This window comes from Flavobacterium sp. (genome assembly GCF_035299245.1).
Taxonomy (GTDB): Bacteria; Bacteroidota; Bacteroidia; order Flavobacteriales; family Flavobacteriaceae; genus Flavobacterium.
In genome coordinates this window covers 99,559-126,219 of record NZ_DATGWY010000010.1, presented here as the reverse complement: position 1 = coordinate 126,219, position 26,661 = coordinate 99,559, and the positions used below count along the sequence as shown (strand labels likewise).

The 26,661-nt window shown below is 35.8% G+C and carries 24 protein-coding genes and 1 tRNA gene; 17 read left to right on the top strand and 8 right to left on the bottom strand.

Annotated elements, in window-relative coordinates; all coding sequences use genetic code 11:
• Positions 1-37: 37 nt before the first annotated feature.
• Positions 38-3,226, bottom strand: a complete 3,189-nt coding sequence (locus VK161_RS07990) for a VIT domain-containing protein (RefSeq protein ID WP_324214248.1) — start codon at positions 3,224-3,226, stop codon at positions 38-40.
• A 127-nt stretch (positions 3,227-3,353) separates the two neighbouring features.
• Between VK161_RS07990 and VK161_RS07985 the strand changes: the two genes are divergently transcribed.
• Positions 3,354-4,481 (top strand): methionine aminotransferase, encoded by a 1,128-nt coding sequence (locus VK161_RS07985; RefSeq protein ID WP_324214247.1) that lies wholly within the window; start codon positions 3,354-3,356, stop codon positions 4,479-4,481.
• 28 nt (positions 4,482-4,509) lie between these two features.
• Positions 4,510-4,586: transfer RNA gene (locus VK161_RS07980), tRNA-Pro, on the top strand.
• A gap of 117 nt (positions 4,587-4,703) precedes the next feature.
• Here the strand turns inward: VK161_RS07980 and VK161_RS07975 are convergent.
• Positions 4,704-4,937 carry a hypothetical protein gene (locus VK161_RS07975; RefSeq protein ID WP_324214246.1) on the bottom strand — a complete coding sequence of 78 codons (234 nt, stop codon included), beginning with the start codon at positions 4,935-4,937 and terminating at the stop codon, positions 4,704-4,706.
• Between the two features lie 297 nt (positions 4,938-5,234).
• Here VK161_RS07975 and VK161_RS07970 point away from each other — a divergent pair, with 297 nt between their 5' ends.
• The 10 genes from VK161_RS07970 (at position 5,235) to VK161_RS07925 (ending at position 16,020) form a co-directional block, all read left to right on the top strand.
• Positions 5,235-6,845 carry a tetratricopeptide repeat protein gene (locus VK161_RS07970; protein WP_324214245.1) on the top strand — a complete coding sequence of 537 codons (1,611 nt, stop codon included), beginning with the start codon at positions 5,235-5,237 and terminating at the stop codon, positions 6,843-6,845.
• 143 nt (positions 6,846-6,988) lie between these two features.
• Positions 6,989-7,930 (top strand): T9SS type A sorting domain-containing protein, encoded by a 942-nt coding sequence (locus VK161_RS07965; RefSeq protein WP_324214244.1) that lies wholly within the window; start codon positions 6,989-6,991, stop codon positions 7,928-7,930.
• Between the two features lie 349 nt (positions 7,931-8,279).
• Complete coding sequence (locus VK161_RS07960) at positions 8,280-9,161, top strand: SDR family oxidoreductase (RefSeq protein ID WP_324214243.1); 882 nt, start codon at positions 8,280-8,282, stop codon at positions 9,159-9,161.
• Positions 9,162-9,506: 345 nt separating this feature from the next.
• A complete protein-coding gene (locus tag VK161_RS07955) occupies positions 9,507-10,307 on the top strand; it encodes a hypothetical protein (protein ID WP_324214242.1) in 801 nt (266 codons plus the stop codon).
• 411 nt (positions 10,308-10,718) lie between these two features.
• Positions 10,719-11,486: an AAA family ATPase gene (locus VK161_RS07950; RefSeq protein WP_324214241.1), complete on the top strand. Its 768-nt coding sequence runs from the start codon at positions 10,719-10,721 to the stop codon at positions 11,484-11,486.
• A 3-nt stretch (positions 11,487-11,489) separates the two neighbouring features.
• Complete coding sequence (locus tag VK161_RS07945) at positions 11,490-12,389, top strand: ParB/RepB/Spo0J family partition protein (RefSeq protein WP_324214240.1); 900 nt, start codon at positions 11,490-11,492, stop codon at positions 12,387-12,389.
• Complete coding sequence (locus tag VK161_RS07940; RefSeq protein WP_324214239.1) at positions 12,389-12,949, top strand: DUF5683 domain-containing protein; 561 nt, start codon at positions 12,389-12,391, stop codon at positions 12,947-12,949. The genes VK161_RS07945 and VK161_RS07940 overlap by 1 nt, the downstream gene beginning before the upstream one ends.
• 43 nt (positions 12,950-12,992) lie before the next feature.
• Positions 12,993-13,703, top strand: a complete 711-nt coding sequence (dapB, locus tag VK161_RS07935) for a 4-hydroxy-tetrahydrodipicolinate reductase (protein WP_324214238.1) — start codon at positions 12,993-12,995, stop codon at positions 13,701-13,703.
• A 63-nt stretch (positions 13,704-13,766) separates the two neighbouring features.
• Positions 13,767-15,323, top strand: coding sequence for a signal peptidase I (lepB, locus tag VK161_RS07930; protein WP_324214237.1), 1,557 nt, complete (start codon positions 13,767-13,769; stop codon positions 15,321-15,323).
• 73 nt (positions 15,324-15,396) lie between these two features.
• Positions 15,397-16,020: a WbqC family protein gene (locus VK161_RS07925; protein WP_324214236.1), complete on the top strand. Its 624-nt coding sequence runs from the start codon at positions 15,397-15,399 to the stop codon at positions 16,018-16,020.
• Here VK161_RS07925 and VK161_RS07920 read toward each other — a convergent pair.
• From VK161_RS07920 to VK161_RS07895, 6 genes are all read right to left on the bottom strand, one after another.
• Positions 16,007-17,059 (bottom strand): endonuclease/exonuclease/phosphatase family protein, encoded by a 1,053-nt coding sequence (locus VK161_RS07920; RefSeq protein ID WP_324214235.1) that lies wholly within the window; start codon positions 17,057-17,059, stop codon positions 16,007-16,009. The genes VK161_RS07925 and VK161_RS07920 overlap by 14 nt on opposite strands.
• Positions 17,060-17,926, bottom strand: a complete 867-nt coding sequence (locus VK161_RS07915) for a rhomboid family intramembrane serine protease (RefSeq protein ID WP_324214234.1) — start codon at positions 17,924-17,926, stop codon at positions 17,060-17,062.
• Positions 17,927-17,929: 3 nt separating this feature from the next.
• Positions 17,930-18,745, bottom strand: coding sequence for a rhomboid family intramembrane serine protease (locus VK161_RS07910; protein WP_324214233.1), 816 nt, complete (start codon positions 18,743-18,745; stop codon positions 17,930-17,932).
• Positions 18,742-20,619, bottom strand: a complete 1,878-nt coding sequence (mutL, locus tag VK161_RS07905; RefSeq protein WP_324214232.1) for a DNA mismatch repair endonuclease MutL — start codon at positions 20,617-20,619, stop codon at positions 18,742-18,744. Before mutL ends, VK161_RS07910 begins: the two co-directional genes overlap by 4 nt.
• Positions 20,620-20,784: 165 nt before the next feature.
• Positions 20,785-21,282, bottom strand: a complete 498-nt coding sequence (ribH, locus tag VK161_RS07900) for a 6,7-dimethyl-8-ribityllumazine synthase (protein ID WP_324214231.1) — start codon at positions 21,280-21,282, stop codon at positions 20,785-20,787.
• 69 nt (positions 21,283-21,351) lie between these two features.
• Entirely contained in the window at positions 21,352-22,140 is a 789-nt protein-coding gene (locus VK161_RS07895; protein ID WP_324214230.1) for a tetratricopeptide repeat protein, read from the bottom strand.
• A 144-nt stretch (positions 22,141-22,284) separates the two neighbouring features.
• Between VK161_RS07895 and recF the strand changes: the two genes are divergently transcribed.
• The 5 genes from recF to VK161_RS07870 all read left to right on the top strand — a co-directional run bounded on the left by recF (position 22,285) and on the right by VK161_RS07870 (position 26,660).
• Positions 22,285-23,364: a DNA replication/repair protein RecF gene (recF, locus tag VK161_RS07890; protein ID WP_324214229.1), complete on the top strand. Its 1,080-nt coding sequence runs from the start codon at positions 22,285-22,287 to the stop codon at positions 23,362-23,364.
• Between the two features lie 60 nt (positions 23,365-23,424).
• The gene (locus tag VK161_RS07885; RefSeq protein WP_324214228.1) at positions 23,425-24,141 is read left to right on the top strand and encodes a thioredoxin domain-containing protein; all 717 of its coding nucleotides are present in this window, start codon (positions 23,425-23,427) and stop codon (positions 24,139-24,141) included.
• 1 nt (position 24,142) lies between these two features.
• A complete protein-coding gene (locus VK161_RS07880) occupies positions 24,143-24,817 on the top strand; it encodes a DUF2461 domain-containing protein (RefSeq protein WP_324214227.1) in 675 nt (224 codons plus the stop codon).
• 71 nt (positions 24,818-24,888) lie between these two features.
• Entirely contained in the window at positions 24,889-25,902 is a 1,014-nt protein-coding gene (gene murB, locus VK161_RS07875) for a UDP-N-acetylmuramate dehydrogenase (RefSeq protein ID WP_324214226.1), read from the top strand.
• Between the two features lie 257 nt (positions 25,903-26,159).
• A complete protein-coding gene (locus tag VK161_RS07870; protein WP_324214225.1) occupies positions 26,160-26,660 on the top strand; it encodes a GNAT family N-acetyltransferase in 501 nt (166 codons plus the stop codon).
• The last annotated feature ends 1 nt before the right edge of the window (position 26,661 follow it).

Below are 26,661 nucleotides of genomic sequence, written 5' to 3'. Positions count from 1 at the left end.
CAAGGCTATTTTCCAAAACATATAACCAAATAATCAACTATTCTATTGTAAGTTCTGCTAGGTTCTCGTCTTGTTTCACTTTTCCTAATTGAATTGTTTTTAGGGTTCGTTCCACTTTTCCGTTGGCTTTTCGAAGGTATATTTCAACCATTACTGTTGTTGGACCGTTTTCTGTTAACGTTCTTTCTCCAAAATAATTGGTTTTTATGATGTATTTGCCTTTTACTGGGTTACGCAACAAATATTGTTCTGGTCCATAACCTTCAGTAAAGTCTTTTGAAAAACGAGCTCCGATTTCGGTTTCTCTATGACCATAGTAGCAGGTTTCATTTGTTGGTTCAACAATATGCAAATCAATATCAGTATCCATTTGATTCCAATTCAAAATAATTCGAATTCCAATTGGCATTTTATTCAAATATTTTGCATCCAATTTACCCGAATCGATTTCTTTATGCTCACTCAACAAACGATTAATATCCATCAAAATAATATCTTCCACGCCCGAATATTGTCCACTCATTTCTCCGTAATAATTCACTTCAAGTGCTTTAATTAATTCGTCAAAAGCAGCTTGATATTGTTTATTATCTTCCAATACTAAAGCTAAATCGCGGTGAGATTGTGGTTCGTGTTCCCTCCATTTTGCCACTTGATTAGCCGTAAATAAGGCTACGTCATACTCTTCCCATTGACGCAAAAGATAGGTTAACGACTTGTACAATTGATGATTTTCCAGACCTAAATCGGCTATGTTACTCAAAATAAGTAATGCTTTTTCCTTGTCGCCATTATCATAAAAATGATTGGCAACATCAAAATAAAAGCTAGGATTATTGATTTGTTCCTCACGCAATTGTATATACGCAGCGTATTTTTTATCCAATGGCGCCGATGATAATGCTTTGAGATAAATGCGATCAGGATTCCATTGACCTGTTTTGGTCCCAATTCTGTTGTTATTAGAATACGTTCCTTCAGTAATATCGTCTTGTTCATTAGTATTAGTAGCATTGGTTCTTATTTCAACTCCAGCTACGCTACCCTCAACTAATTTCTCTACACTTTGAGCTCTTACCGTAGTTACTGAATAAGCAATACTTTTCTTAGAGACTTCTCTCTCTTCATCTTCCTCTTCCTCTTCTTCATTTTTTCTGTCTCGATTAACTCCAAGTGCCGTAACAACAACCGATTCTAATTGAACACTTGAACTGGACAACCTAACATTATAAGTCGTACTTCTCCCAATCTTGACTGTCTTATCCTGCATACCTACAAATGAAAACACTAACTCTTGATTGGGCTGAGCATTGATGGCGAATTTTCCATCCATATCAGTCTGTACGCCGATTCTAGTTCCTTTGATGACAACATTTACGCCTGGCAATGGTAATCCATTCTCATCTGCGACAACTCCACGAATATTTCCTCTTATTTTTACAGGTTTTGGCGTCGGAATTGGTTCTGGCGCTTGGTATTTTACATCGTTTTTCCACCAAGCCAAAAGCTGGTTGTAATAGCTTTCCACATTCTGCCAATTACTTTGCTTTTGGGCTTTTGCTTCTGTAACGCGTTGTTTCATTATTCGGTCAAACTCATCTCTTAATTCAACTGGTGGAATAATTTCGTATTGAATATAATCGTTGAGGGTTTCCAAAACAATTAAAGATGTATTCTGAGTAACAATCCCAAATTTTTTGCCTAAAGTTTCTATTTCTTCAGCATTATCCTTGTAATTGATTTCTAAAAAAGCAATTTTCTTTTGAGCCCAGAGCCTTTCTATACTCACTTCGTTGGTTGCTTGATTGATGGCGTCTATTGTGATTGTTTTTTCTATAACTGGAGTTGTGTCGTATCCAAATTGCAGTGTAATTTCATTGGATGCTTTTAACGAAATTCCAGACATACTAAAACTTCCTGAAACAACTGTTCCCGCCATAGGATAAATTTCAGTCACCAAAAAATTCTCTTTTATTCCTAGAAATTTTAAGCTTTTAAATTGCAATTTGTTCAATCCATCCTTAACATTTAATTGGTTTAAATTGATGAAATCACCTCCAGTTTTTGTTGCATTAAATTTGAGAAAAGAATAATCCGATGAAGCTAATGAAGAAATGGTGTATAGAGGTTTTGTTGTTGACGAAATAACATTTGAACTTAACGAAGACATTCCATCAGTAAAAAACAAATGCTCATCATGAGAAGCAAACTTCAGTTTTGAAAAGCGAGTTCCACCATTATATTCTACGTGCTCCAAAACTGTTTTTAAAGCAGACCAATCTCCATTTTTAATAGAATAAACATTCTTTTTTTCAAAATTATAACCTGCAAAATACAATGTTACTTCTACAGAATTCAATTCATGAAAATAAGCATCTAAGAACTCTAATTCTTTTTTTAAATCGCGGTTTCGACAACTAAGCGACACATCCCAAATCAATCCTATCGAATCAGGTTTCTTTTTTTGAATGGTTTTGGTATCAATTAAAGTAGTAGTATAAAAATAATGCTGATTATCTAGCGATTGCACAACAACATCTTGAATTTCAGCTCGAATTGGAATAGTAATCATTAATTTATCCTGAGGCGTGTAATTGATTTTTTTGATGGTAGAAACATAACTTTGTCCTAAACTTTCAACAGCTATTATTCCGCTATCATTGGTAATTGTCGGACTAGATGCAGCTCCGATTACCGAAACAGTTAATTCAAAGACATCCAATTTTCGTTGGCTAGAAGTTAGCATTTGATACGATAAATGTGTAGCATCAAAACTGGAAAGTTCTTGTTCATAACCAATAACTACAATTCGTTCATTATTAGGCATCAACGGATAAATACGTGTTTTAAAATTATTCCCTTCTACCTTTTCTAATAATCCTGGATCAACTCTACGATGCTCAATTGCCTCAAAAACTTGCTTTCCTTTATTTTTATTAACAGGAACAGCCTCACGCATTTTTCCGTTAATATCAATTGCGTAACGTGAAACCGAAACTCCTTCCGGAAGAGGAAAAATCAATTCGGCTTCCATTTGTCGATTAGTTCCATTGAAAAAATGCATTTCGGTGGTTGTGTAAGCAATATTTCCGACCACTTTTACATTAACTTTTAACTGGCTCAATCGAACAAGACTTGAATCTTTTCCTTTTACATTTAATTGTGGACTTTGTGCAGAAGCAAAAAATCCAAAAAACAATAAGACGGTTAGGATTGTATTTTTCATAAAATAGGTTTTTAAGTTGGTTGAAGAAACCGTTATAATGGTATAGAGCTATTTTTTTATAAAAAGGTTGTGACGAACATACATTTTTAATCTATTTGGTTATTTTTATACATTAAATTGATTTTTCATGTCTAAACTTCCGCACATCTCAACCAGCATTTTTACTACTATGTCGCAAATGGCAAACGAGTATGGTGCAATTAATTTATCACAAGGTTTTCCAAATTTCCCTGTTGATGAACGATTGAAAAACTTAGTTTCAAAATGGGCAAAAGAAGAAGTACATCAATATTTACCAATGGCTGGTTTTCCGCCTTTATTGGAAAAAATAGCGCATCTAACCCAAACTTCCTACGGTAGAAAAGTGAATCCATCAACCGAAGTGTTGATTACAGCTGGCGCCACTGAAGGCATTTTTGCGACGATTCAAGCCTTGGTGAATAAGGAAGAGGAAGTCATTATTTTGGATCCGAGTTACGATTGCTATGAAACGCCTATTTTATTATGTAATGCCATTCCGAAACGCATACCGTTGAAGGATGATTTCACGCCGAATTGGGAATTAATTGGTTCCACAATGAACGCCAATACTCGAATGATCATCATCAACAATCCGCACAATCCTACGGGCAGAGTTTGGACAGAAAATGATTTTCTTCAACTTGAAAAGTTAGTGGATTTGTACCCAAACGTGATCGTGCTTTCGGATGAAGTGTACGAATACATCACTTTTGAAAACCAACACATTTCAGTACATCATCGCAAGAAATTACGAGAAAACAGTGTGAGTATTTCGTCGTTTGGAAAATCGTTTCACATTACAGGCTGGAAAATTGGTTATGTCATTGCACCCGAACATTTGATGAAGGAAATCAAAAAAGTACATCAGTTTTTGGTGTTCTCGGTCAACAGTATTGCCCAATACGCCATCAATGATTATATGGATGTGGTTCAAGTTGCTGATTTGGGGTGTTTTTATCAAAGTAAAAGGGATTTTTTTAGAAAACTAATGGCTGAAACTCCGTTTGAGTTATTGCCTTGCGAAGGTTCTTATTTTCAAATTGCCTCGTATACAGGGTTTTCAAATGAAAACGATATTGATTTTACTCAACGATTGGTCAAGGAATTTGGAGTTGCAGCCATTCCGCTTTCTCCTTTTTACGCCGATGCCAAACAAACCCAATGCATTCGATTTTGTTTTGCAAAAGAAGAAGAAACTTTAAAAAAAGCAGTCGAACGACTACAGAAATTATAAATTCCTTTTTATATTTGCGCACCAATTTCGGGATGTAGCGCAGCCTGGTAGCGTACTAGCATGGGGTGCTAGGGGTCGCTGGTTCGAATCCAGTCATCCCGACCAATGAAAATCAAAAGATTTACTCCAAAATAAAATCCATCAAGCTCGCTTGAATGGATTTTATTTTGGAGTAAATCTTCAATTTTTGAAAAAAATTGAGAATGATTTTCATTGAGCAACTTACCCTAAACTCTGGATCACCGATAGGTAATCCAACAGCTTGAATGGATTTTTTTGTGGAAAATCTTCAGTTTTGAAAAAACTACAAAGAATTTTTGTTGAGCATCTTGCCCCTAACTCTGGATCACCGACAGGTAATCCAACAGCTTGAATGGATTTTTGATTTAAAAACACTTCAACATTGAACATTTGTTGTTCTTCATTCGTTGTTTTTTTTGAATGTTGAAAAGTCAACTTGGAATGTTGAATTTTGAAGTTGGTTTACTAAGAACTACAATTGCCCTAGCCCAGATCGAAGTGAAACGCTTTTTGCCAAAGCGATTGAGTTGTACTTGTTGCGATAAAGCGACCAACGGAAGCTCTTAGCGCAACGTAGTACAACCAATTGATTTAAAAAAACGTGTAACGCAGAGCTGGATGAGCTTCTAAAAATCATCCATAATTCAATATGTTTACTTCTTGTCAACCCATTATTTTAGAAACTATCGATAAAAAATCTACTTTTGTTTTTAAAATGCTTCAACCCAATTTATGAATGGAGTTCAAAAAATAATCTTAGTTGTACTCAGTATGCTTTCATCCACTCTTATGGCCAATCCATCAGAGAATCCGTTGTTGCAAAAAGGTTGGGCAGCATTGGTAAAAGACGACGAAAATAAAGCATTTGGTTATTTTTGGGAAGCGCACGAGAAAGCAAAAAAAGAAAACAATTCCGAAGACAAAGCGGAAGCACTACTCTATCTCGGAATTTGCTCTTATGGTTCCAGTTTGGAAAAAGGACTGCAATTTGCAACCCAATCGTTGAACGAATTCAAAAATCTAGAAAAAACCAATTCTGAAGTTGCTAAAATTGGTCGTTATCGTTGTTTACAATTGATAAGTACCATTTACAGTCGGCAAAAAAAATACGACGACGCCATGCGTTTGAGTAAAGAAGTTGTGGTCGAATTAAAAGACAAAAACGACAAATCAGGAACACTAGGCTTGGCATACACGAGTTTGGGAACGCTGTACGATTTGAAAAAGCGCAGCGATTCATCCGACATTTTTTATCAATTGGCTTTAACCGAGTTTGAAAAATCAAATAACACTGCCTACTTGCCTACGTCATATTGCAAAATGGGTGAAATCGCTCAACGTAAAAAACAAAAGGATGTTAGTCTCAATTATTTTAACAAAGCCTTATCAGTAGCACAATCAAGCGAAAACAAACAAGCACAAGTAAATGCTTTAATCGGATTGGGAAATTGGTACCTCGATTTCAATTCGGATACACAAAAAGCAGAAAATTACTTTTTAAAAGCGTTGGTTTTGGCCGAATCCTTGACCGATAGAACTTTTGAAATCAAATCATTAGAAGCTTTGATTAAAGTCAAACGCCAACAAAACGATTTTTTTGAAGTCAGCCAACTGCAAAACAAAGTCATCCAAATCAAAGACGAATTTTACTCGTTTGAGCGCGAACAAATTGTAAAAAGCTTGGAAGTACAATTTGAAGTAGCCGAAAAAAACCGAAAACTCAAATTGGTTTCGGCTGAAAAAGAAGTGTCAAAACTGACGAATTATTTGCTCATTAGTTTACTAGGATTGCTTTTGATAGTATTTACCATTTTGTTTTTCTTCCTAAAAAGAATCAACAAACGCGACAAACAACTACTGAAAACTAAAGAAGAATTAGTCGCATTGATGGAAGAGCAAAAACTATTGAAAGAGCAGCAGTTTCAGAACGACATCGAACATAAAGAAAGTCAACTCAGCGCCATCACTATTCAAATGGTAGAAAAAAATGAATTGCTCGATGAAATCAAATCGATTCTCAATAAAAAAGAACCTTCTTCGGAGGCCGAACTTAAAAAACTAGTGAACAAATACACCATTCAGGATAATAACTGGAAAGATTTTGATCACTACTTTGAAAGTGTAAACAAAAACTTCTATACGCGTTTAAAACAAAAATACCCTGAAATTAGTGCTAATGATTTGAAGATTTGTGCCTTAATCAAACTTAATTTATCCATTAAAGAAATGGCTACTATTTTGAATATATCGCCTGATAGTGTCAAAACGGCTCGTCATCGTTTACGAAAAAAATTACAATTATCAACCGAAGAAAACTTAACTGATTTTATACTATCCGTATAAAAACTACTGATTTTCATTGTTTTACACTCATGTTTACCTAATGTCAACCTGAATTATATAGATGGACTGAAAATAAAAAGTAATTTTGTTTTGAAATTGTAATGAAAAGAATAATACCAACCATTAATCAAAAAAAAGAAATCATGAAAAAGAACTACCTAATTGCAAGCTTAGTAATGTTGCTGACAACACTGCAGTTCAATGCCCAAGTAGTCAATGGCAACTTTGAAAATATCAAACCCAACTTCCTTCCAAGTAATTGGGGAATGAATCTAAGTCTTCCTGTAGTAATTGATACCGAAACAGGAGAAACTACATCCGATAATATACAATTCACTTGGTGCATTCCTGCTTTGTGTTATGTATCGTACGAACCGCACACAGGTCAAACCGCAATGGAAATCTCCAACGCATTCAATCAAACGCAAAATAAAGTGATTCCTGGAGAAGCAATGATTTTTAGTGATGCAACTCAAGATTCACCTGGTTGGAATCCAGGCGTGCCAATCGAACCCGGAATGAACGTTCAAACTCTAGGATTTTTCTACAAATTTTTCCCAGCCGGAAACGATGTAGCCGAAGCCAAACTAACCGTTTTTGATGCTGAAGGAAATGAAATTGGAACGGCAAGTGTCGAAATTTCTGGCACGAATAGTCAGTACAGCTATGTGTATTCCTACATTGATTATACTTCGAATGCACAACCTGCTTATATGTACATTTCGTTCAATATGGCAAAAGAAGGTTCGACACCAACATTCGGAAGTCGTTTGATTATTGATAATGTTGTGACCAATTTCCAAGCACTTGATGTGGTTTTAAATACGACTCCTATCAACACTGATTTTGCAATTGCTCCTACTGTAGTTGATCAAGAAATCAATATCATTCCAGCGAGCAATGCCGTTGGAATCATCAACTATAAAATCTTCAATATGGAAGGTAGATTGGTTAAAGAAGCTAATGTTGAAAATACCAACTCTTATGTTTATTCTATGAACATTGACGAATTGAACAGTGGCGTGTATTTTCTTCAAATCGATTCCAACTTAGGAACTACAACTAAAAAAATCATCAAAAAATAATACCATCAAATAACGAAATTGTTTTTTAAAAACTGGATTGGAAGTAATTTCAATCCAGTTTTTATTATTTATAATGTTTTTGTTGCCACGAATACACGAATTTAAAATCTTAAACATTTGATTTTATTCGAATGTTCATCAAAGATGAACAAATTTTAAATCTGCATTTTTTATTAATTCGTGAATTCGTGGCTAAAAAAAATAAATTTCAACATACTTATTTCTTGTTCTTAAACCCAATTTCGGTTATTTATCCAAAAAATAATCTTTAGATTTTGTTAGTTAATTCATTTACTATGCGTGCATACTAAAAGTTTTACTATCTTTACGCAAACTAAAACTTCAAATTATGGATTTTTCAGCAAAAATGCTTCGCGATGATGCGTTAAAAGGTAAAACAATAGTAGTAACAGGTGGCGGAAGTGGTTTGGGAAAAGCCATGACAAAATACTTTCTTGAACTTGGAGCTAATGTGGCTATTTCTTCTCGTGATATAGAAAAACTAAAAACCACAGCTGCAGAACTCGAAAAAGAAACTGGTGGAACCTGTTTACCAATCCAATGCGACGTACGTCATTATGATCAAGTTGAAGCGATGTTAGCCGAAGTATTGAAAACTTTTGGAAAAGTAGATGTTTTGCTCAACAACGCCGCTGGAAACTTCATCTCTCCTACCGAACGCTTATCTGCCAACGCTTTTGATACAATTATCGATATAGTTTTGAAAGGTTCTAAAAACTGTACTCTTGCCTTCGGAAAACATTGGATTGCCGAAAAACAAACCAACTGTAATGTATTGAATATTGTAACTACTTACGCTTGGACAGGTTCAGGCTACGTGGTTCCTAGTGCAACAGCCAAAGCCGGAGTACTCGCCATGACGCGCAGTTTGGCGGTAGAATGGGCCAAATACGGAATTCGTATGAATGCCATCGCACCTGGTCCGTTTCCTACCAAAGGCGCTTGGGATCGACTATTGCCGGGCGATTTAGCTGAAAAATTTGACATGTCCAAAAAAGTGCCGTTGCGTCGTGTTGGCGATCACCAAGAATTGGCGAATTTAGCCGCGTATTTGGTTTCCGATTTCTCAGCGTATATTAACGGTGAAGTCGTAACCATCGATGGTGGCGAATGGCTTCAAGGCGCGGGACAATTCAATATTCTTGAGAAAATTCCACAAGAAATGTGGGACATGTTGGAAGCGATGATTAAGAATAAAGGAAGTAAATAGATTTCAGAACGCAGAAGCAGAAGGCAGATTTTTATCAGGAGCAGGAATTTTGTGGTTGTAACGACGCACAGTCCCGCTTTCCGCTTTACTGCGTGCCGCTACAATCGGGGCTAGATTAGACGTTTAGTCTTTCAGTAAAACTACAGTTGGAGTGGTCAGCAATCAGTGTTCAGAAAGCTGAGAGAAGAAAATCTGTGCATCTGTGGCAAATAAATCAGTTCAGCATCATCCGCTTTCCATAAATGAGCGAAGCGAATACTTAGCGAACCTTGCGTAAAACTTAGCGTCTTTGGGGTTAAAAAAATATTTAAGTAAAGTTTGCGTTTAGTAGTATACTCTTGTACCATGAAAACCAACTTTACTTTTTTTATTCTACTCCTACTCACCTCAAGCTGTTTTTCAAAAAACACCACTGAGACTGTGACTGAGACTCCATTCGTAAACACCTCCAAAGTCATTCATATTTTTGTAGCCTTGTGTGATAACAACTACCAAGGCATTGTTCCGGTTCCAGCCAAAATTGGTAATGGTCAAGACCCAAACAACAATTTGTATTGGGGTTGCGGCTTCGGAATTAAAACCTATTTTAAAAAAAGTGCTGAGTGGAAGTTTCTAAAATCAGAAAAAGTAAGCGGAATTATTTTGGAACGACTTATTTTCAAGCATACTTCCAAAGATGTTTATTTGGTTGCTGATGCCTACGATGGAAAAGAAATTAAGCAATGCACAAAAGATTTTTTGAGTAGCAATGCGGGCGATTTAAAAAACACCATTACGATTAACGACAAAACCATCGGAATTTATGGCAACTCCGACTTAGTCGCCTACATCGGTCACAATGGTTTAATGGATTTTAATTTGGAAGAAACCTATACCAATTCGGATAATAAAACCCGCGATTGCATTATTTTGGCGTGCAAAAGTCGGAATTACTTTTCACCTTACATTAAAAATTCCAAATCAAATCCACTGGTTTGGACCACGCAATTCATGGCACCCGAAGCCTACACGATTCACGATGCTTTGTCAGGTTATGTATTGAACGAAACTTCCTCTCAAATGCACCAACGTGCGGCCAAAGCGTATGCTAAATTCCAGAAATGCAGTTTAAAAGCCGCTTCGAAGTTATTGGCGACAGGGTTTTGAGATTCGCTGCGCTATGAGATCGCTGCGCTGAAAGACCGCTTCGCTGCTAGACCGCTTTGCTGAAAGATCGTTGCGCTGCAAGATTAAGAAAATTGAATCTTGCTTCTTGCAGCGCAGCGGTCTTTCTTCTTTCTTCTCAACACTTATTACTGAACACTACAACTGCCCTAGCCCAGATGGAAATGGAAAGCTTTTTACTCTGAAACTGTATTTTTTGTTGGCTGGATAAAGCGACCAATGGAATCTCTTAGCGAGCCTTACAAAAAAATAGTTTCAGAGTAAAAACTTGTAATGCACAGCTGGATTAGCTTTTAGAAATAAAAAAATTAACAATTAACTATTGTTAACAAATAAGGCTTTTATAAACCATAAAAAATCGTATTTTTACACCTCAAAATTTTTAAAGTATAAATGGGTAAAATCATTGCAATTGCCAATCAGAAAGGTGGTGTTGGAAAAACAACAACTTCGGTTAATTTAGCCGCATCACTGGGTGTTTTAGAGAAAAAAGTATTATTGATTGATGCCGATCCACAAGCTAATGCGAGTTCGGGTTTGGGCATTGATGTAGAAAGTGTAGAAATCGGAACGTATCAAATTTTGGAGCACAGTAATTCGCCAGCAGAAGCAATTATTGCAACTAATTCTCCAAATGTAGATGTGATTCCGGCGCACATTGACTTAGTGGCGATTGAAATTGAATTGGTTGACAAAGAAAACCGCGAGTACATGCTCAAGCAAGCCTTGGATAAAATCAAAGATCAATACGATTACATTTTGATTGATTGCGCTCCATCGTTAGGTTTGTTGACGTTGAATGCCTTGACTGCAGCTGATTCGGTTGTGATTCCGATTCAGTGTGAATATTTTGCTTTAGAAGGTTTAGGAAAATTATTAAACACGATAAAAAGTGTTCAAAAAATACACAATCCCGAATTGGATATTGAAGGATTGTTATTGACGATGTACGATTCGAGATTGCGTCTGTCGAACCAAGTGGTGGAAGAAGTTCAAAAACACTTTAACGACATGGTATTCAAAACCATCATTCAGCGTAATGTGAAATTGAGTGAAGCACCGAGTTTTGGAGAAAGCATCATCGGATTTGACGCTACGAGTCGCGGTGCCGCCAATTATTTGAGTTTAGCCGAAGAGATTATCAAGAAAAATAGTAATTAAGAGATGGCAAAAGCAGTACAGAAACAAGCTTTAGGAAGAGGATTATCTGCCTTATTGAAAGATCCGGCAAACGATATCAAATCGGTTAACGATAAAAATGCCGACAAAGTAGTGGGCAGCATTATTGAATTGGATATTGATACTATTGAAATCAATCCGTTTCAGCCGCGTACCAATTTTAATGAAGAATCGCTTCAGGAATTGGCTTCGTCAATTAAAGAATTAGGCGTTATTCAGCCTATTACCGTTAGAAAATTAGACTTTAACAAATACCAATTGATTTCGGGAGAACGTCGTTTGCGCGCTTCTAAATTGATTGGATTAGCCACTGTTCCTGCGTACATCCGAATTGCAAACGACAACGAATCGTTAGTAATGGCGTTGGTTGAAAACATTCAGCGTCACGATTTAGATCCAATAGAAATCGCTCTTTCGTACCAACGTTTGATTGACGAAATTCAGTTAACACAAGAGCAAATGAGCGAACGCGTGGGTAAAAAACGTTCAACGATTACGAATTATTTGCGTTTGTTGAAATTGGATCCGATTATTCAAACCGGAATTCGCGATGGTTTCATTTCAATGGGACACGGTCGCGCCATCATTAATATTGAAAATCAAGATGTTCAGGCTGATATTTACCAAAAAATTGTCAGTCAGAATTTATCCGTTCGTGATACCGAAGCCTTAGTTAAAAATTACCAAGACGGATTGAAACCTAAAGGTAAAACGACCAAAGCCGCTTCTTCTTTCACAGTTGCTGATGAACAGAAAAAAGCGATTACCAACTTCTTTGGAGCGAAAGTAGACGTAAAAGTAGCTGGAAATGGAAAAGGAAAAATCTCCATTCCGTTTCATTCGGAAGAAGATTTCAATCGCATTATCAAATTAATCAACGGTTAGTGAAGAGCCTTTTCTACATAGCGCTTTTCTTTTTCATTGGAACTACACTTTCTTTGGCTCAAGACGAGTTGAAAGTAGAGAACATCAAAGTAAAAGATTCGACTGCTAAAAAAAGTACTACCAATCCGCTTGCGCCTTCAAAAGCAGCGTTTTACTCCGCTATTTTACCTGGTTTAGGTCAGGCTTACAACAAAAAATACTGGAAAATTCCGATTGTGTATGGTGCGATTGGAACTGGAGTGTATTCGTACATGTGGAACAACAAAAAGTACCATCAATACCGCGATGCTTACAAAAATCGTTTGGCAGGAAAACCCGATGACTTTAGTTATTTGGATAATGATCGTTTGATTCAAGGTCAGCGATTTTATCAAAAAAACCGCGATTTATCGGCAATTGTAACTGTTGGATTATACATTTTAAACATCGTTGACGCCAATGTTGATGCGCATTTGATGCAATTTAACGTAAACGATAATTTATCAGTGAAACCCGATTTACAACAAGACGATTTGTACAACCGACAGAATTTAGCTTTGACACTCAGTTATAACTTTTAACTAAGTAGTGTAACAAAACTTCAAATTTTACATCTAACACGAAATGAAAATAGCGCTTTTAGGTTACGGAAAAATGGGGAAAGTAATTGAACGAATTGCTTTGGAACGCGGTCACGAAATTGTGTTGCGCAAAGGCAGTTCCAACTCATTTGAAGGATTATCCAATGCCGATGTTGCGATAGATTTTAGTGTTCCGAGTGCGGCTGTTGGTCATATTTCGGAATGTTTGAATACCAATGTTCCGATTGTCTCAGGAACTACAGGTTGGTTGAACGATTACGATCAGATGGTGAACTTGTGTAACGAAAAAAACGGTTCATTTATTTACGGCTCTAATTTCAGTTTGGGAGTGAATTTGTTTTTTGAACTGAATGATTATTTGTCCAAAATGATGTCAAAATTCAATCAATATTCGGTTTCAATGGAAGAAATTCACCACACACAAAAGTTGGATGCACCAAGTGGAACGGCTATTTCATTGGCTAAAGACATCATCAAAAACTCGGATTATTCCAATTGGACGATTGACGAAGATCATGACGAAAACGAATTATTCATCGACGCCAAACGAATCGAAAATGTTCCTGGTACGCACAGTGTTTTTTATAACTCGACAGTTGATACCATCGAAATCAAACATACAGCTCACAGCAGAGACGGTTTTGCATTAGGTTCGGTCATTGCGGCCGAATGGATTTTGGGCAAAAAAGGCGTTTTTACAATGCGAGATGTTTTGGATTTGGATATTCGTTAATTCGATTATTCGAAAACCAAATTAACAAATTAACAAGTAAGCACATAACCAAATACACCAATTATGAGTACATATCAATGGTTTGTTTTTTTCCTAATCGTACAATTAATCCACGGATTAGGAACATGGAAATTATACGAAAAAGCAGGTAGAAAAAAATGGGAAGCCTTTGTTCCGGTTTATAATTCGATTGTTTTGATGAAAATCATCAATCGCCCAAGTTGGTGGACATTACTATTGTTCATACCTGTAATCAATCTAATTATGTTTCCAATTGTTTGGGTGGAAACCTTGCGTAGCTTTGGAAAAAACTCAACTATTGATACTCTTCTAGGTGTTTTTACATTAGGATTTTACATTTATTACGTCAACTATACTCAAAATGTTCAACACATTGCCGACCGCAGTTTAAAACCTAAAAATGCTACTTCAGATACTATTAGTTCGCTTCTGTTTGCTGTAATTGTGGCTACTTTTGTGCATACTTACTTCATCCAACCCTTTACAATTCCGACTTCATCATTAGAAAAATCATTGTTGGTGGGCGACTTTCTTTTTGTGAGTAAATACAATTATGGTGCGAGAACTCCGATGACTGCCGTTGCAGCTCCGATGGTACACGATACAATTCCAATTGTCAAGACAAAATCGTATTTAAAATGGCCTCAATTGCCTTATTTCAGGTTTCCTGGTTATGAGAAAATTAAAAATAATGACATTGTCGTTTTCAACTGGCCTATTGATACCGTTTATTTCTTCAGAGATCCATCAAAAAGACATGTTGACAAACCCATTGATAAACGATCGAATTACGTAAAACGTTGCGTGGGAATTCCGGGTGACAATTTAGAAATTAAAGACGGAATCATTTTTGTCAATGGAAAAGAACTTATTTTACCTGAAAGAGCGAAACCTCAGTATTCGTATACAGCAGTTTATGATGGTAAAACACCGATTGATTTTGAATTTCTATTAAAAGACATGAATGTAACTGATGGCGCTGGTTTCTTAACTGAAAACAGAGATTCGTTGTACATTGCTGCATTAACCGCTGAATCGGCAGAACGATTAAGAAGTGTTCCTGGTATACTATCGGTTACCCGAAATATTTCAAAGGAAGCAGAGAATGGAATCTTTCCTCACATCAATAAATGGAACAAAGACAATTACGGTCCGATTTACATTCCACAAGAAGGAAAATCGGTTGATATCAACCTAGAAAATTTACCTTTTTACAGCCGAATCATTACTGAATACGAAGGCAATAAGTTGGAAATCAAAGGAAATTCCATTTACATCAACGACAAAAAAGAAACAAAATACACTTTCAAACAGGATTATTTTTGGATGATGGGAGACAATCGCCATAATTCGGAAGATTCCAGATATTGGGGTTATGTTCCAGAAAATCACATCGTTGGAAAACCAATATTCATTTGGATGAGTATTGACGGAATAAACGATGGTATTAAAAATTGGAAAATTCGTTGGGATCGAATGTTTACAACGGTTAGTGGTGAAGGTCAACCCCAATCGTATTTCAAATACTTCTTAGGGTTATTGGCGTTGTATTTTGTAGGAGAATATTTTTGGAAAAAGAGAAAGAAAGTAAAAGCTTAATTGTGAAGTTGTAAGTTGTAGGTTGTAAGTTAAAATGATTCAACTCACAACCTACAACTTACAACCAAAAGAAATGAATAACATCCTAATTTACCCCAGTTATTTCCCATCTATAGCACATTTTGTTGCCATAGCTCAAGCCGATTTAGTGACGTTTGAAATGGAAGATAATTTTCAGAAGCAAACCAATCGCAATCGGATGTACATCTACAGTCCGAATGGTTTGCAATTACTCAATATTCCAATCAAGCATTCCAAAATTGCGCATCAAAAAACAAAAGAGGTCAGAATTGAAGACGCTTTTGGTTGGCAAAAACAACATTTCAAATCGTTAGAAGCGGCGTATCGAACTTCACCTTTTTTTGAATATTTTGAAGATGATATCGTACCTATTTTTGAAAAGAAACATACCTTTTTAATGGATTTGAATCTGCAATCGATGGAAATCGTTTCGAAGTGTTTGGGATTGGATTTTCCGTACGATGAAACAACGGAATTTTTTCATGACGTTCCCCAAAAAATAGACTTTCGTTCGTTAGTAAATGGTAAAAAAGACACCAATCAATTTGAGTCGTACACTCAGGTCTTTGGAGAAAAACACGGTTATTTGAACAATTTAAGTATTTTGGATTTACTGTTCAATGAAGGTCGTTATGCTTTGGATTATTTAAAGAAACAAACGCTTATTGTTCCTTAATTCTCAAACGCGTCATAATAGGAAAGTGATCCGAATTTTTGAATTTCGGAAAGTTTTTAAAACTCTTTACTTCCATTGATTTATCGGCAAAAATATAATCAATTCGCGCTGGATAGTATTTGAATTGATACGTTTGCCCGAAACCATTTCCTGCTTCTTCAAAACAATCGTTCAAACTTCCTTTAATGTTGCGATAAACGTAAGAAAAAGCACTATTATTCATATCTCCACAAATAATCAACGGATAGGTGCAGGTTTTTTTGTGTTCTGAAATCAATTCGGCTTGAATTTGTTGCTTTTTAAATGCTTCACTAATTCGATTGAACACCATTTGCGACTTTTCTTTGTTAATGGATTCTACATTTTCTTCCAACTCAGTCACATCGGGCGAAATCTTGATGGACTCCAAATGAATATTATACACTCTAATGGTATCTTTTCCTTTTCGAATATCGGCAAATACAACGCTATTATTGGATTCAGGAAGTTCGATAGTTCCATCGTTAATGATTGGAAATTTTGAAAAAATGGCCTGACTGGTTTTGATTTTTTTTCCTTGCTTATGGAAATATTGATAGTTGTACAATCGAAAGCGAACATCAGCTGAGGAAGAATATTCTTGTATGCATAAAATATCCGGACTTTGTTCATTCACAAAATTCAGAATCTCTTCACCTACATTGTCTTTTTCCATCCATTTGAACAAGTTGAACAAACGAACGTTGTAACTCATTACCGTAAAATCGTTGGTATCGTGAGGTAAATCAATAGAAGAAAATTTATAGTATTTGTTAACGAATGTGATTCCGAGTAAAAGCACAATTCCCGATAAAATAATTTGGCGTTTGAACTGGATTAACCAATACAAAAAGAATAATAAATTCACTACCAAAAACGAAGGAAGAAGCAAGGTCAAAACCGATAACAGCGGAAACAATTTCGGCGCTAGAAATGGCAAAACAAAAGCAACAAACGACAAAATAGTCAAGACTATATTGAAGAAGTACATTACTTTATTAAACCATGAGAGCTTTTTCATTTATTTACCGGCATTGAATAAAAATTCTTTTTCCTCTTTTGTCAGGCTATCATAACCCGACTTACTGATTTTATCTAAAATCTCATCTATTTGTTGCTGAGTCTTATCTTTAGTTATTATTCTACTTTCTCTTTTTTCCGCTTGTTTCTTCGGATTTACATATACTTTTCGAAACTTAGTGCTGTCTTTTTTATTGAACAAATTTACAATGAAATCAATAAATGAATTAACACCAGAAGCTAAATCGGTTCCGCGTTTTAATAATACTATGTAAATATAACCAAAAAAAGCGCCGGCAAAATGAGCAATGTGTCCACCAGTATTAGCAAATCCAATTTGCAATAAGTACAGTAACAATATTACCCCTGTTAGATGCCACAACTTTACATTACCAATCAAAAACAACCTAATTTCCATTAAAGGATTATAGGAAGTAGTAGCTACTAAAACTGCAATTACAGCCGCAGAAGCTCCTACAAGATTCATTGTTACTCCCAAAATAAAATAACTCAAACAAAAAATAATACCCGAGAAAATAGCGGAAAGAAGATACAAACCGAGTAATTGCTTTTGAGTAAAATAGGTTAAAAATAAACGAGTAGTAAAATTTAGCATCAACATATTAAAGAACAAATGCCAGAACGAAGCATGCAAAAATGCATAAGTCAAAACTGTCCAAGGTCGAAGTAATACAATTGAAGGATTATTAGAAACCATGATCCAATTGGGATACTCAAAACTCATTTCCCTAAAATTGTAGAAAAAAACTATTGAAAGCAGAAAAACACCTACATTCCAATAAATCAATCGATTGGCTATTCCGCCAATTTTATATTGCAATTTAATATCGTCAACTATTCTACTCATACTCTAATTCCAACGTCTATGATTAAATTGATTCTTTTTCCAAAACCACATCATTATAAATCCAGTTATTGCGCCTCCAATATGAGCAAAATGTCCAACTCCAGTGCTTCCAGCTGCGAAAAAAGATGAACCTTTTAATCCTAAAAACAAATCCAACAATAATAATCCTGGCACAAAATACTTGGCTTTGATAGGAATCGGGATGAACATCATCATCAATTCAGCTTTCGGAAACATAAAAGCAAAAGCTACTAAAAGTCCGTATACCGCTCCTGATGCACCTACAGCTTTTGAATCAAATTGAATTGCTGCTTGAAATAAAGTTCTAAAATTGTCTTCGTTAATTAGGTTCCATTTATTATTTTCAATTAGTATTGGTTTTATTGCATCTTCAAAAAAATCAGAACGATACACAATTCCATCATCAAATTTTACACTTAGTACTTTGTTGAGAAGATCGTGTGATAAGTTTAAATCCGACACCGAGCTCAATATATTTTGAAGTTGAAAATAATCAAACACAGTATGCAAAAGTGCTGCCCCCAATCCACATGAAATATAAAAGAACAAAAACTTCTTTCCGCCCCAAAAACTCTCTAGAGCACTTCCAAAAGAGAATAATGCAAACATATTGAAAAAAATATGCAGTAAATTAGAATGCATAAACATATGAGACAAGGGTTGCCATAGTTTAAACATAGGATTTTCAAAATAATGCAACGCAAAATAGCTATTAGCAATTGGCACCATTTGCGAACCAATAAAGAAAATAATATTCAAAATCAGTAGTTGCTTTACTACTGGAGTGATGTTCATCATATACTGAATTTTTTATCTAAATCATCAACACTCATGGTGATGAAAGTGGGTTTTAAAAAAGGAGAAATATTCGGCTCTTTACAGGCAAATAAGTTATTTACCAAATTCTCTTGTTCTTTTTCTGTTAGATACGTTCCCGTTCTTACGGCTAAACTTTTAGCCATCGATTTGGCAATGGTATCATTTTGACAAAAACTACTGTCGGGAATTCCGTCTTGTAAATCCGAAATCAATTGTTCTAACACTATCGAAACTTCACTTTCACTAGTATTTACGGGAATTCCAGAAATATGGATTGTATCGGATTCTACCGATTCAAAAACAAACCCTGTATTTTCTAATGAAAGTTGCAATTCGGTTATTAATTCAATTTCTTTTGGTGAAAAATGCAGTTGCAACGGAAATAACAATTGCTGACTCGACGCTTGTTTCACAGTCATATTCGACAGGAATTGTTCGTACAAAACACGTTGATGTGCTCTGCTTTGATCCACAATTACCATTCCTGATTTAATCGGACTTACAATGTATTTTTTGTGAATTTGATACGTTCTTTTGGTTGTTTGTTCTTCTTCTTTATCATCAAAAAGCGATGCAGTAATTTCTTCGGTTTCGAATGAAAAACTAGTAATTTCTTCGGTTTCTTGTTTTAAACCTACGTACAAACTTTCCCAATTGGCGCCAACTTCTTGTCTTCTGTAGGATGAATCACTCGAATACGATTTTACGGATTTCAGCTTCGCTAGTTCACTATCGTTCGAATCATTAGCAAATGGATTGAAAGTACTATCCACTTGAATTGTTGGGTATTCTGCCGCCTTATTTTGATATTGATACGGCGTATCCAAATTTGGATCGCGATCAAAATCCAAAACAGGCGCAACATTAAATTGCCCTAAACTGTGCTTGATAGAAGAACGCAAAATGGCATACAAAGCGTGCTCGTCATCAAACTTAATTTCCGTTTTAGTCGGATGAATATTGATATCTATTGTATTCGGCGGAACATTCAAATACAAGAAATAACTCGGTTGTGCATTATCTTTCAACAAACCTTCAAAAGCCGCCACCACCGCATGATGCAAATAACCACTTTTGATGAAACGATCATTGACAAAGAAAAACTGTTCACCGCGATTTTTCTTAGCAAATTCGGGCTTTCCAACAAATCCATGTACCGTTAAAATTTCGGTTTCTTCTTGAACAGGAACTAATTTCTCATTGGTTTTGGCCGAAAAAACATTTACAATTCGCTGTCTGTAATTGGATTGAGGCAAATTAAACGCTTCACTTCCATTGTGAATCATCGTAAAATAAATATTTGGATGCGCCAATGCCACACGGTGGAATTCATCTATAATATGACGCAATTCAATCGTATCAGATTTCAAGAAGTTGCGTCGTGCTGGAATATTAAAAAACAGATTTTTTACTGCAAAAGAAGTTCCTTTGGGCAAAACGGCTGGTTCTTGAGCAACGAATTTACTTCCTTCAATAATAATGTGCGTTCCTAACTCATCTTGCCCTTGCTTGGTTTTCATTTCCACATGAGCAATTGCAGCAATCGATGCTAATGCTTCACCTCTGAAACCTTTGGTGTGTAAATCGAATAGATCTTCGGCCTGTCGAATTTTTGATGTCGCATGACGTTCAAAACACAAACGCGCATCGGTAACGTTCATGCCAATTCCGTTGTCAATTACTTGTACTAAGGATTTTCCTGCGTCTTTGATGATGAGTTTGATATCAGTAGCTCTGGCATCAACGGCGTTTTCTAGTAATTCTTTTACTACTGATGCTGGTCGTTGAACTACTTCGCCCGCAGCAATTTGATTGGCAACATGATCAGGAAGTAATTGAATAATACTCGACATTATTTTTTTGGGTTCTGAGTTTGTATTTGATATTGACAAAATTTGCGAAAAATCAAAGTTAGCAAATTTACGGAAATTCTATTGTTTATTATAGTTAACAACTTACTAAAAAAGAAAAAACCTACTCCAAAAGAATAGGTTTTGTAATTATCATGAATTGTAAAATTAAATGTTTTCAGAAGTTCGTCTGAGTTCGGCCATTTTAATTGCAGCAATTGCAGCTTCAGTTCCTTTATTTCCATGCTTTCCTCCGCTTCTATCAATCGATTGTTGCATCGTATTATCGGTCAACAAACAAAAAATAACAGGAACATCGGTTTGCACATTCAAGTCTTTAATGCCTTGCGTTACGCCTTCGCATACAAATTCGAAATGCATGGTTTCTCCTTTGATGACACAACCAATCGTAATAACCACATCAACATTTTGAGTGACTATCATGCGTTGCGCACCATAAACGAGTTCAAAACTTCCAGGAACGTTCCAACGAATAATATTTTCTTGTACTGCACCACAATCTAATAATGCTGCAATTGCTCCGTTATACAAACCTTCAGTTATGGTTTCGTTCCATTCTGAAACAACAATCCCAAACCGAAAGTTCTTCGCGTTTGGGATTGTGTTTTTATCGTAATTGGATAAGTTTTTATTTTCGGTAGCCATTTTTTCTCAGTTTTCAGTTTTCAGTCGCAGTAAGCAGTTTCTGTAAACTGGGACTGAGACTGTCCACTATTATTGTACCATTCCAATCAAAGCATCAATATTCTGAGCTTCTTGTGAAGATTCGAATTTTTCTTTGATTTCAGTAAAATATTTTAATGCATCCGCTTTGTTTCCTAAAGCATAAGCTGTTTTCCCTGCTTTTAACAAATAACGTGGAGTAGTGAACTCATTTTCATTCATTTGAGCAGCTTTAATGTAGTATTCTAAAGCTTCTTTTGGTTGATTTCTTTGAGCAAATGCATCACCAATTGCTCCTTTAGCAATAGTAGAAATCATTACATCGTCTGAAGAGAATTTCTCTAAATATTCGATAGCTTCTTTGTATTTACCTAAATTCAAATATGAAATTCCAGCGTAGTAATTGGCTAAATTTCCAGCGTCTGTTCCAGAATATTGATTTGCAATATCAACAACACCTTGTTTTCCTTCAGAACCTTTTAGAACTAAATTAAACAACGAATCCTGAGCAGTGGTTGCATCAACCGCTTTTTGAAAGTTTTGTTGAGCTACGAATATTTCGTTTGCAGCTTCTTCTTCATTCGGACCAACAATAAATTTTTGGTACATCAAATAACCTATAGTTACTACAGCAACTGCACCTAAAAAGCCTAAGATGTATTTTTGGTTTTTGGCAACAAATTCTTCCGTTTTGGAAGCAGTCTGATCTAATGCGTCAAATGCTTTTGCAGTTGTACTATCTTTAGCATCAACATTGGGTGTATCTTCAATAAAAGTATTGTCTAATTTTTCTTCTTTTTCTTTTGCTGGTTTGTAACCTCTCTTATTATAAGTTGCCATTTAAATTTAATTTAGTGTGCGCAAAAATAAAATTTTTATTGAGAATTAAAAGCGATTTTTGTCGATATTTTTCAATAATTTGCACCCACTTAAAAAAAGGAGCATAAAAATTGCTCTTTTTGTAGTATTCGTAAGCCATCACCAATGTTTTTAAAAAAGATTTCTTTATTCAATTATAAAAATTTTTCCGAGGCAACATTCGAATTTGATGCCAAAATCAACTGCTTTGTAGGAAAAAATGGCATTGGAAAAACGAATGTCTTGGATGCTATCTATCATTTGGCTAATGGAAAAAGTTATTTCAATCCGTTGGCGGTACAAAACATCAAACACAATGAAGATTTTTTTGTAATTGATGGCGAATTTGAAAAAGGCGAACGCAACGAACAAATTGTCAGTAGTTTCAAAAAAGGACAAAAGAAGATTCTGAAACGCAACGGTAAAATTTACGAAAAATTTTCAGATCACATCGGATTCATTCCTTTAGTAATCATTTCTCCAGCTGATAACGATTTGATTATTGAAGGCAGCGAAACCCGAAGACGTTTCATCGACAGTGTCATTTCTCAATTGGAATCTTCATATTTGCAAGAGTTAATTCAGTACCAAAAAATCATCAGTCAGCGCAATGCATTATTGAAATATTTTGCCTTGAATCATACTTTTGACAATGAGACTTTGTCGATTTACAACCAACAATTAGACGGTTTAGGAAAATCCATTTTTGAAAAAAGAAAAGAATTCATCACTGATTTTCTGCCTATTTTCAACAAACACCATCAAGCTATTACGGGTTCAGAAGAAACGGTGCAATTGGTGTATGAAAGTCATTTATTTGAAAATGATTTATTAACATTACTCGAAGAAAATTTAGCCAAAGACCGAGCGTTGCAATATACTTCAGTCGGAATTCACAAAGACGACTTGGCGTTTCAAATTGACGGTCATCCGATAAAGAAATTCGGCTCTCAAGGCCAACAAAAATCATTTTTAATTGCATTAAAATTGGCGCAATTCGAATTTGTAAAAAAACAAAGCGGTGAAAAACCCATTTTACTTTTTGATGATATATTTGACAAACTAGATGAAACCCGCGTAAGTAAAATTGTAGAAATGGTCAATCAAGAGGAATTCGGGCAGTTATTCATCTCCGACACGCATCCCGAACGTACCGAAACCATAGTCAAAACGACTCATCAAAGCTATAAAATATTTAGTTTGTAACATTTGTTATATTATTCTACTTTTACTACTTTAATTTTGTGCTTTATTAAAAAACAGTTTATGAAATCAAAAATTTTAACGTTAGTTGCACTTACTTTTTTATTAATCAGTTGCAAAGGTCAGAACAAAGAAACCGCAAGTGAATCAACTGTAATTAACGAAACCATCGATGCAAAATCATTTGCAGAAAAACTTCAATCGGCACAAAACCCGCAAATAATTGATGTTCGCACACCTGAAGAATTTAATTCGAAACACCTAGAAAACGCCATAAATATCGACATCAATAACCCAAATTTCGCTACTGAAATTGCCAAACTCGACACATCCAAACCTACTTTTGTGTATTGCTTAAGTGGCGGAAGAAGCGCAACAGCATTAGCCAAAATGAAAGAATTGGGTTTTAAAGAAGCGTATAATATGAAGGGTGGAATGATGAAATGGAATGCTCTTGGATTGGGCAATTCAAAACCATCACCAGCTGGAATGACCAAAGCCGATTTTGATAAATTATTAGAGACCGACAAAAAAGTACTCATCGATTTTTATGCTGAATGGTGCGGACCTTGCAAAAAAATGGAGCCTTTTTTAAATAAAATGACCGAAGAATTAAAAGATAAAGTAACCATCATCCGAATTGACGTAGACAAAAACGAAACCTTGGCTAACGAACTAAAAGTGGAGTTTTTGCCAACTTTAATGGTCTACGAAAACAAAAAAGTAACGTGGCAAGGCGAAGGTTACGTTTCGGAAGAAGAACTAAGAAAAAAACTATAATATGATCACAAAAGAAGCGTTGCAATTTTTAGACGATTTAATCGCTAACAATAACACCGAATGGATGCATGCCAACAAAAAAAGGTACGAAAACTATAAAAAAGACTACCACAATTTTATTGCGTCCATCTTGAGTGAAATGAAACCATTGGATCCTACTTTAGAACCATTGGAAATTAAAAACTGCACGTTTCGCATCAATCGTGACATTCGTTTTTCGAAAGACAAATCGCCCTACAAAACCAATATGGGAGTTTGGTTTACTCAAAACAAAAATCGTAAAAACAGTCCGGGTTACTACATTCACTTCGAAAGAGGCAATTCGTTTGTAGCCGGTGGCGTTTGGTGCCCAGAACCCAATGAACTCAAACTCATTCGCAAAGAAATTGAGTTTTTTCACGACGATTTAGAAGCGATTGTAAATGACAAAACCTTCAAAAAAGAATACACCGATTTGACTCGAGATGAAAGTAACATGCTCAAAAAAGCACCCAAAGACATCGATCCGAATCATCCGGCTATTGAATTTTTGAAATTAAAAAGTTATACGGCTTCGCAAAAAATTGACGACGATTGGTTCACTCAACCCGATTTCAGCAAAAAAGTAGCTCAGAAATTAATCGCCTTAAAACCCATGAACGACTTTTTACGACGGGCGCTTGAAACCGAAGACTAAAACACAGATTTCACAAATTTTCACAGATGTAATTAGTGTTAATTTGTGTAATTTGTGTTAAAATTTATACTATGGAAATCGAATCAAATTTCTCCCTAAAAAAATTCAACACTTTCGGCATCGAAGCCAAAGCCAAGCAATTCGTAGCCGTTCATTCCATCGATGAATTAAAAACGATTCTCAAAAATCACGAATCGGATAAAAAATTCATTTTAGGTGGCGGAAGCAATATGCTTTTGACTCAAGACATTGACGCTTTGGTCATTCACGTTGATTTAAAAGGAAAAAAAATCATCGACCAAAACGACGATTACGTTTGGGTAGAAAGCATGGCGGGCGAAAATTGGCACGAATTTGTACTCTGGACCATCGAACACGATTTTGGCGGATTGGAAAATATGTCGCTAATTCCGGGCAATGTCGGAACCACACCAGTGCAAAATATCGGAGCATACGGAACCGAAATCAAAGATACTTTTGTTTCCTGTGATGCGGTAAATATACTGTCGCAACGAACCAAAACATTCACCAAAGAAGAATGCGATTTTGGCTACCGTGAAAGCATTTTCAAACACGAAGCCAAAGACAAATACATCATTACTTCAGTCGTTTTTAAACTCACTAAACGCAATCATAAAATCAACACCGCTTACGGAGACATTACCAAAGAATTAGAGAAAAACAACATCGTAACACCCACTTTAAAAGACGTTTCCAATGCGGTAATCGCCATTCGACAAAGCAAATTACCTGATCCAAAAGAACTCGGAAACAGTGGCAGTTTCTTTAAAAACCCAATTATTTCTCGAGCTCAATTCCTAAAAGTACAAGATCAATTTCCGGATGTAAAATTCTTTGAAGTTTCTGATACCGAAGTCAAAGTTCCCGCAGGTTGGCTCATTGAAAATGTAGGTTTAAAAGGCTATCGCACAGGCGACGCTGGCGTTCATAAAAATCAGGCCTTGGTTTTGGTCAATTACGGAAACGCAACCGGGCAAGAAATTCTCGCCTTATCAAAAGAAGTTCAAAAAGCGGTTTTCGACAAATATGGCATCGCAATCGAAGCCGAAGTGAATGTGATTTAGAAGTACGAAATGCGAAATTGGAAGTACGAAGTTTGAGTTTTTTTTTTAGCAGCAGACGTTCATCGTTGTAAGAACTCTTGTCCCGCTTTACGTCGCACGCGGTGCTTCCTTCAATCGGGGCTAGTTTAGACGTTTTGTAACTAAGTAGAACTAAAGTTAGTTTTCAGTCTCAGTCACAGTTTTCAGAAAAATCAGCATAAATCAGCGTATTGCGTTAGCAAATCCGTTACATCCGCGTTCCAAAAAATAAGTAAACCATGAACCAAATCCTCGAAACTTCCCGTTGCTATCTCCGCCAATTAACCATTGACGATGCAACTCATTTCTACGAATTAAATTTAGATCCTGAAGTCATCAAATACACAGGCGATAACGCTTTTGAATCAATTGATGCAGCGCGACAATTTCTTGAAAACTACAATCCTTATCAAAAATACGGTTACGGTCGTTGGGCAGTTATTGACAAAAAAACGAATGAGTTTTTAGGCTGGTGCGGATTAAAATATTCACCCGAATTGAACGAAACGGATCTTGGCTTTCGATTTTTCAAAAAATACTGGAATCAAGGTTACGCTACCGAAACGGCTAAAGCCTGCCTAGACTATGGTTTCAATCAATTACATTTGACCAAAATCGTCGGACGCGCCATGGAAGCCAATGTTGCTTCGGTAAAAGTGCTAGAAAAAATCGGCATGACCTTCGTTATGAAATGTGAATTCGAACTCCACGATGGCGTGCTCTACCAAAAAAACAATTGAT

Bases quoted from the DNA above. Each gene is read 5' to 3' on its own strand.
- VK161_RS07990 (WP_324214248.1), bottom strand. From the start codon at position 3,226: ATGAAAAATACAATCCTAACCGTCTTATTGTTTTTTGGATTTTTTGCT.
- VK161_RS07985 (WP_324214247.1), top strand. From the start codon at position 3,354: ATGTCTAAACTTCCGCACATCTCAACCAGCATTTTTACTACTATGTCG.
- VK161_RS07970 (WP_324214245.1), top strand. From the start codon at position 5,235: ATGAATGGAGTTCAAAAAATAATCTTAGTTGTACTCAGTATGCTTTCA.
- VK161_RS07965 (WP_324214244.1), top strand. From the start codon at position 6,989: ATGAAAAAGAACTACCTAATTGCAAGCTTAGTAATGTTGCTGACAACA.
- VK161_RS07960 (WP_324214243.1), top strand. From the start codon at position 8,280: ATGGATTTTTCAGCAAAAATGCTTCGCGATGATGCGTTAAAAGGTAAA.
- VK161_RS07955 (WP_324214242.1), top strand. From the start codon at position 9,507: ATGAAAACCAACTTTACTTTTTTTATTCTACTCCTACTCACCTCAAGC.
- VK161_RS07950 (WP_324214241.1), top strand. From the start codon at position 10,719: ATGGGTAAAATCATTGCAATTGCCAATCAGAAAGGTGGTGTTGGAAAA.
- VK161_RS07945 (WP_324214240.1), top strand. From the start codon at position 11,490: ATGGCAAAAGCAGTACAGAAACAAGCTTTAGGAAGAGGATTATCTGCC.
- dapB (WP_324214238.1), top strand. From the start codon at position 12,993: ATGAAAATAGCGCTTTTAGGTTACGGAAAAATGGGGAAAGTAATTGAA.
- lepB (WP_324214237.1), top strand. From the start codon at position 13,767: ATGAGTACATATCAATGGTTTGTTTTTTTCCTAATCGTACAATTAATC.
- VK161_RS07925 (WP_324214236.1), top strand. From the start codon at position 15,397: ATGAATAACATCCTAATTTACCCCAGTTATTTCCCATCTATAGCACAT.
- VK161_RS07920 (WP_324214235.1), bottom strand. From the start codon at position 17,059: ATGAAAAAGCTCTCATGGTTTAATAAAGTAATGTACTTCTTCAATATA.
- VK161_RS07915 (WP_324214234.1), bottom strand. From the start codon at position 17,926: ATGAGTAGAATAGTTGACGATATTAAATTGCAATATAAAATTGGCGGA.
- VK161_RS07910 (WP_324214233.1), bottom strand. From the start codon at position 18,745: ATGATGAACATCACTCCAGTAGTAAAGCAACTACTGATTTTGAATATT.
- mutL (WP_324214232.1), bottom strand. From the start codon at position 20,619: ATGTCGAGTATTATTCAATTACTTCCTGATCATGTTGCCAATCAAATT.
- ribH (WP_324214231.1), bottom strand. From the start codon at position 21,282: ATGGCTACCGAAAATAAAAACTTATCCAATTACGATAAAAACACAATC.
- VK161_RS07895 (WP_324214230.1), bottom strand. From the start codon at position 22,140: ATGGCAACTTATAATAAGAGAGGTTACAAACCAGCAAAAGAAAAAGAA.
- recF (WP_324214229.1), top strand. From the start codon at position 22,285: ATGTTTTTAAAAAAGATTTCTTTATTCAATTATAAAAATTTTTCCGAG.
- VK161_RS07885 (WP_324214228.1), top strand. From the start codon at position 23,425: ATGAAATCAAAAATTTTAACGTTAGTTGCACTTACTTTTTTATTAATC.
- VK161_RS07880 (WP_324214227.1), top strand. From the start codon at position 24,143: ATGATCACAAAAGAAGCGTTGCAATTTTTAGACGATTTAATCGCTAAC.
- murB (WP_324214226.1), top strand. From the start codon at position 24,889: ATGGAAATCGAATCAAATTTCTCCCTAAAAAAATTCAACACTTTCGGC.
- VK161_RS07870 (WP_324214225.1), top strand. From the start codon at position 26,160: ATGAACCAAATCCTCGAAACTTCCCGTTGCTATCTCCGCCAATTAACC.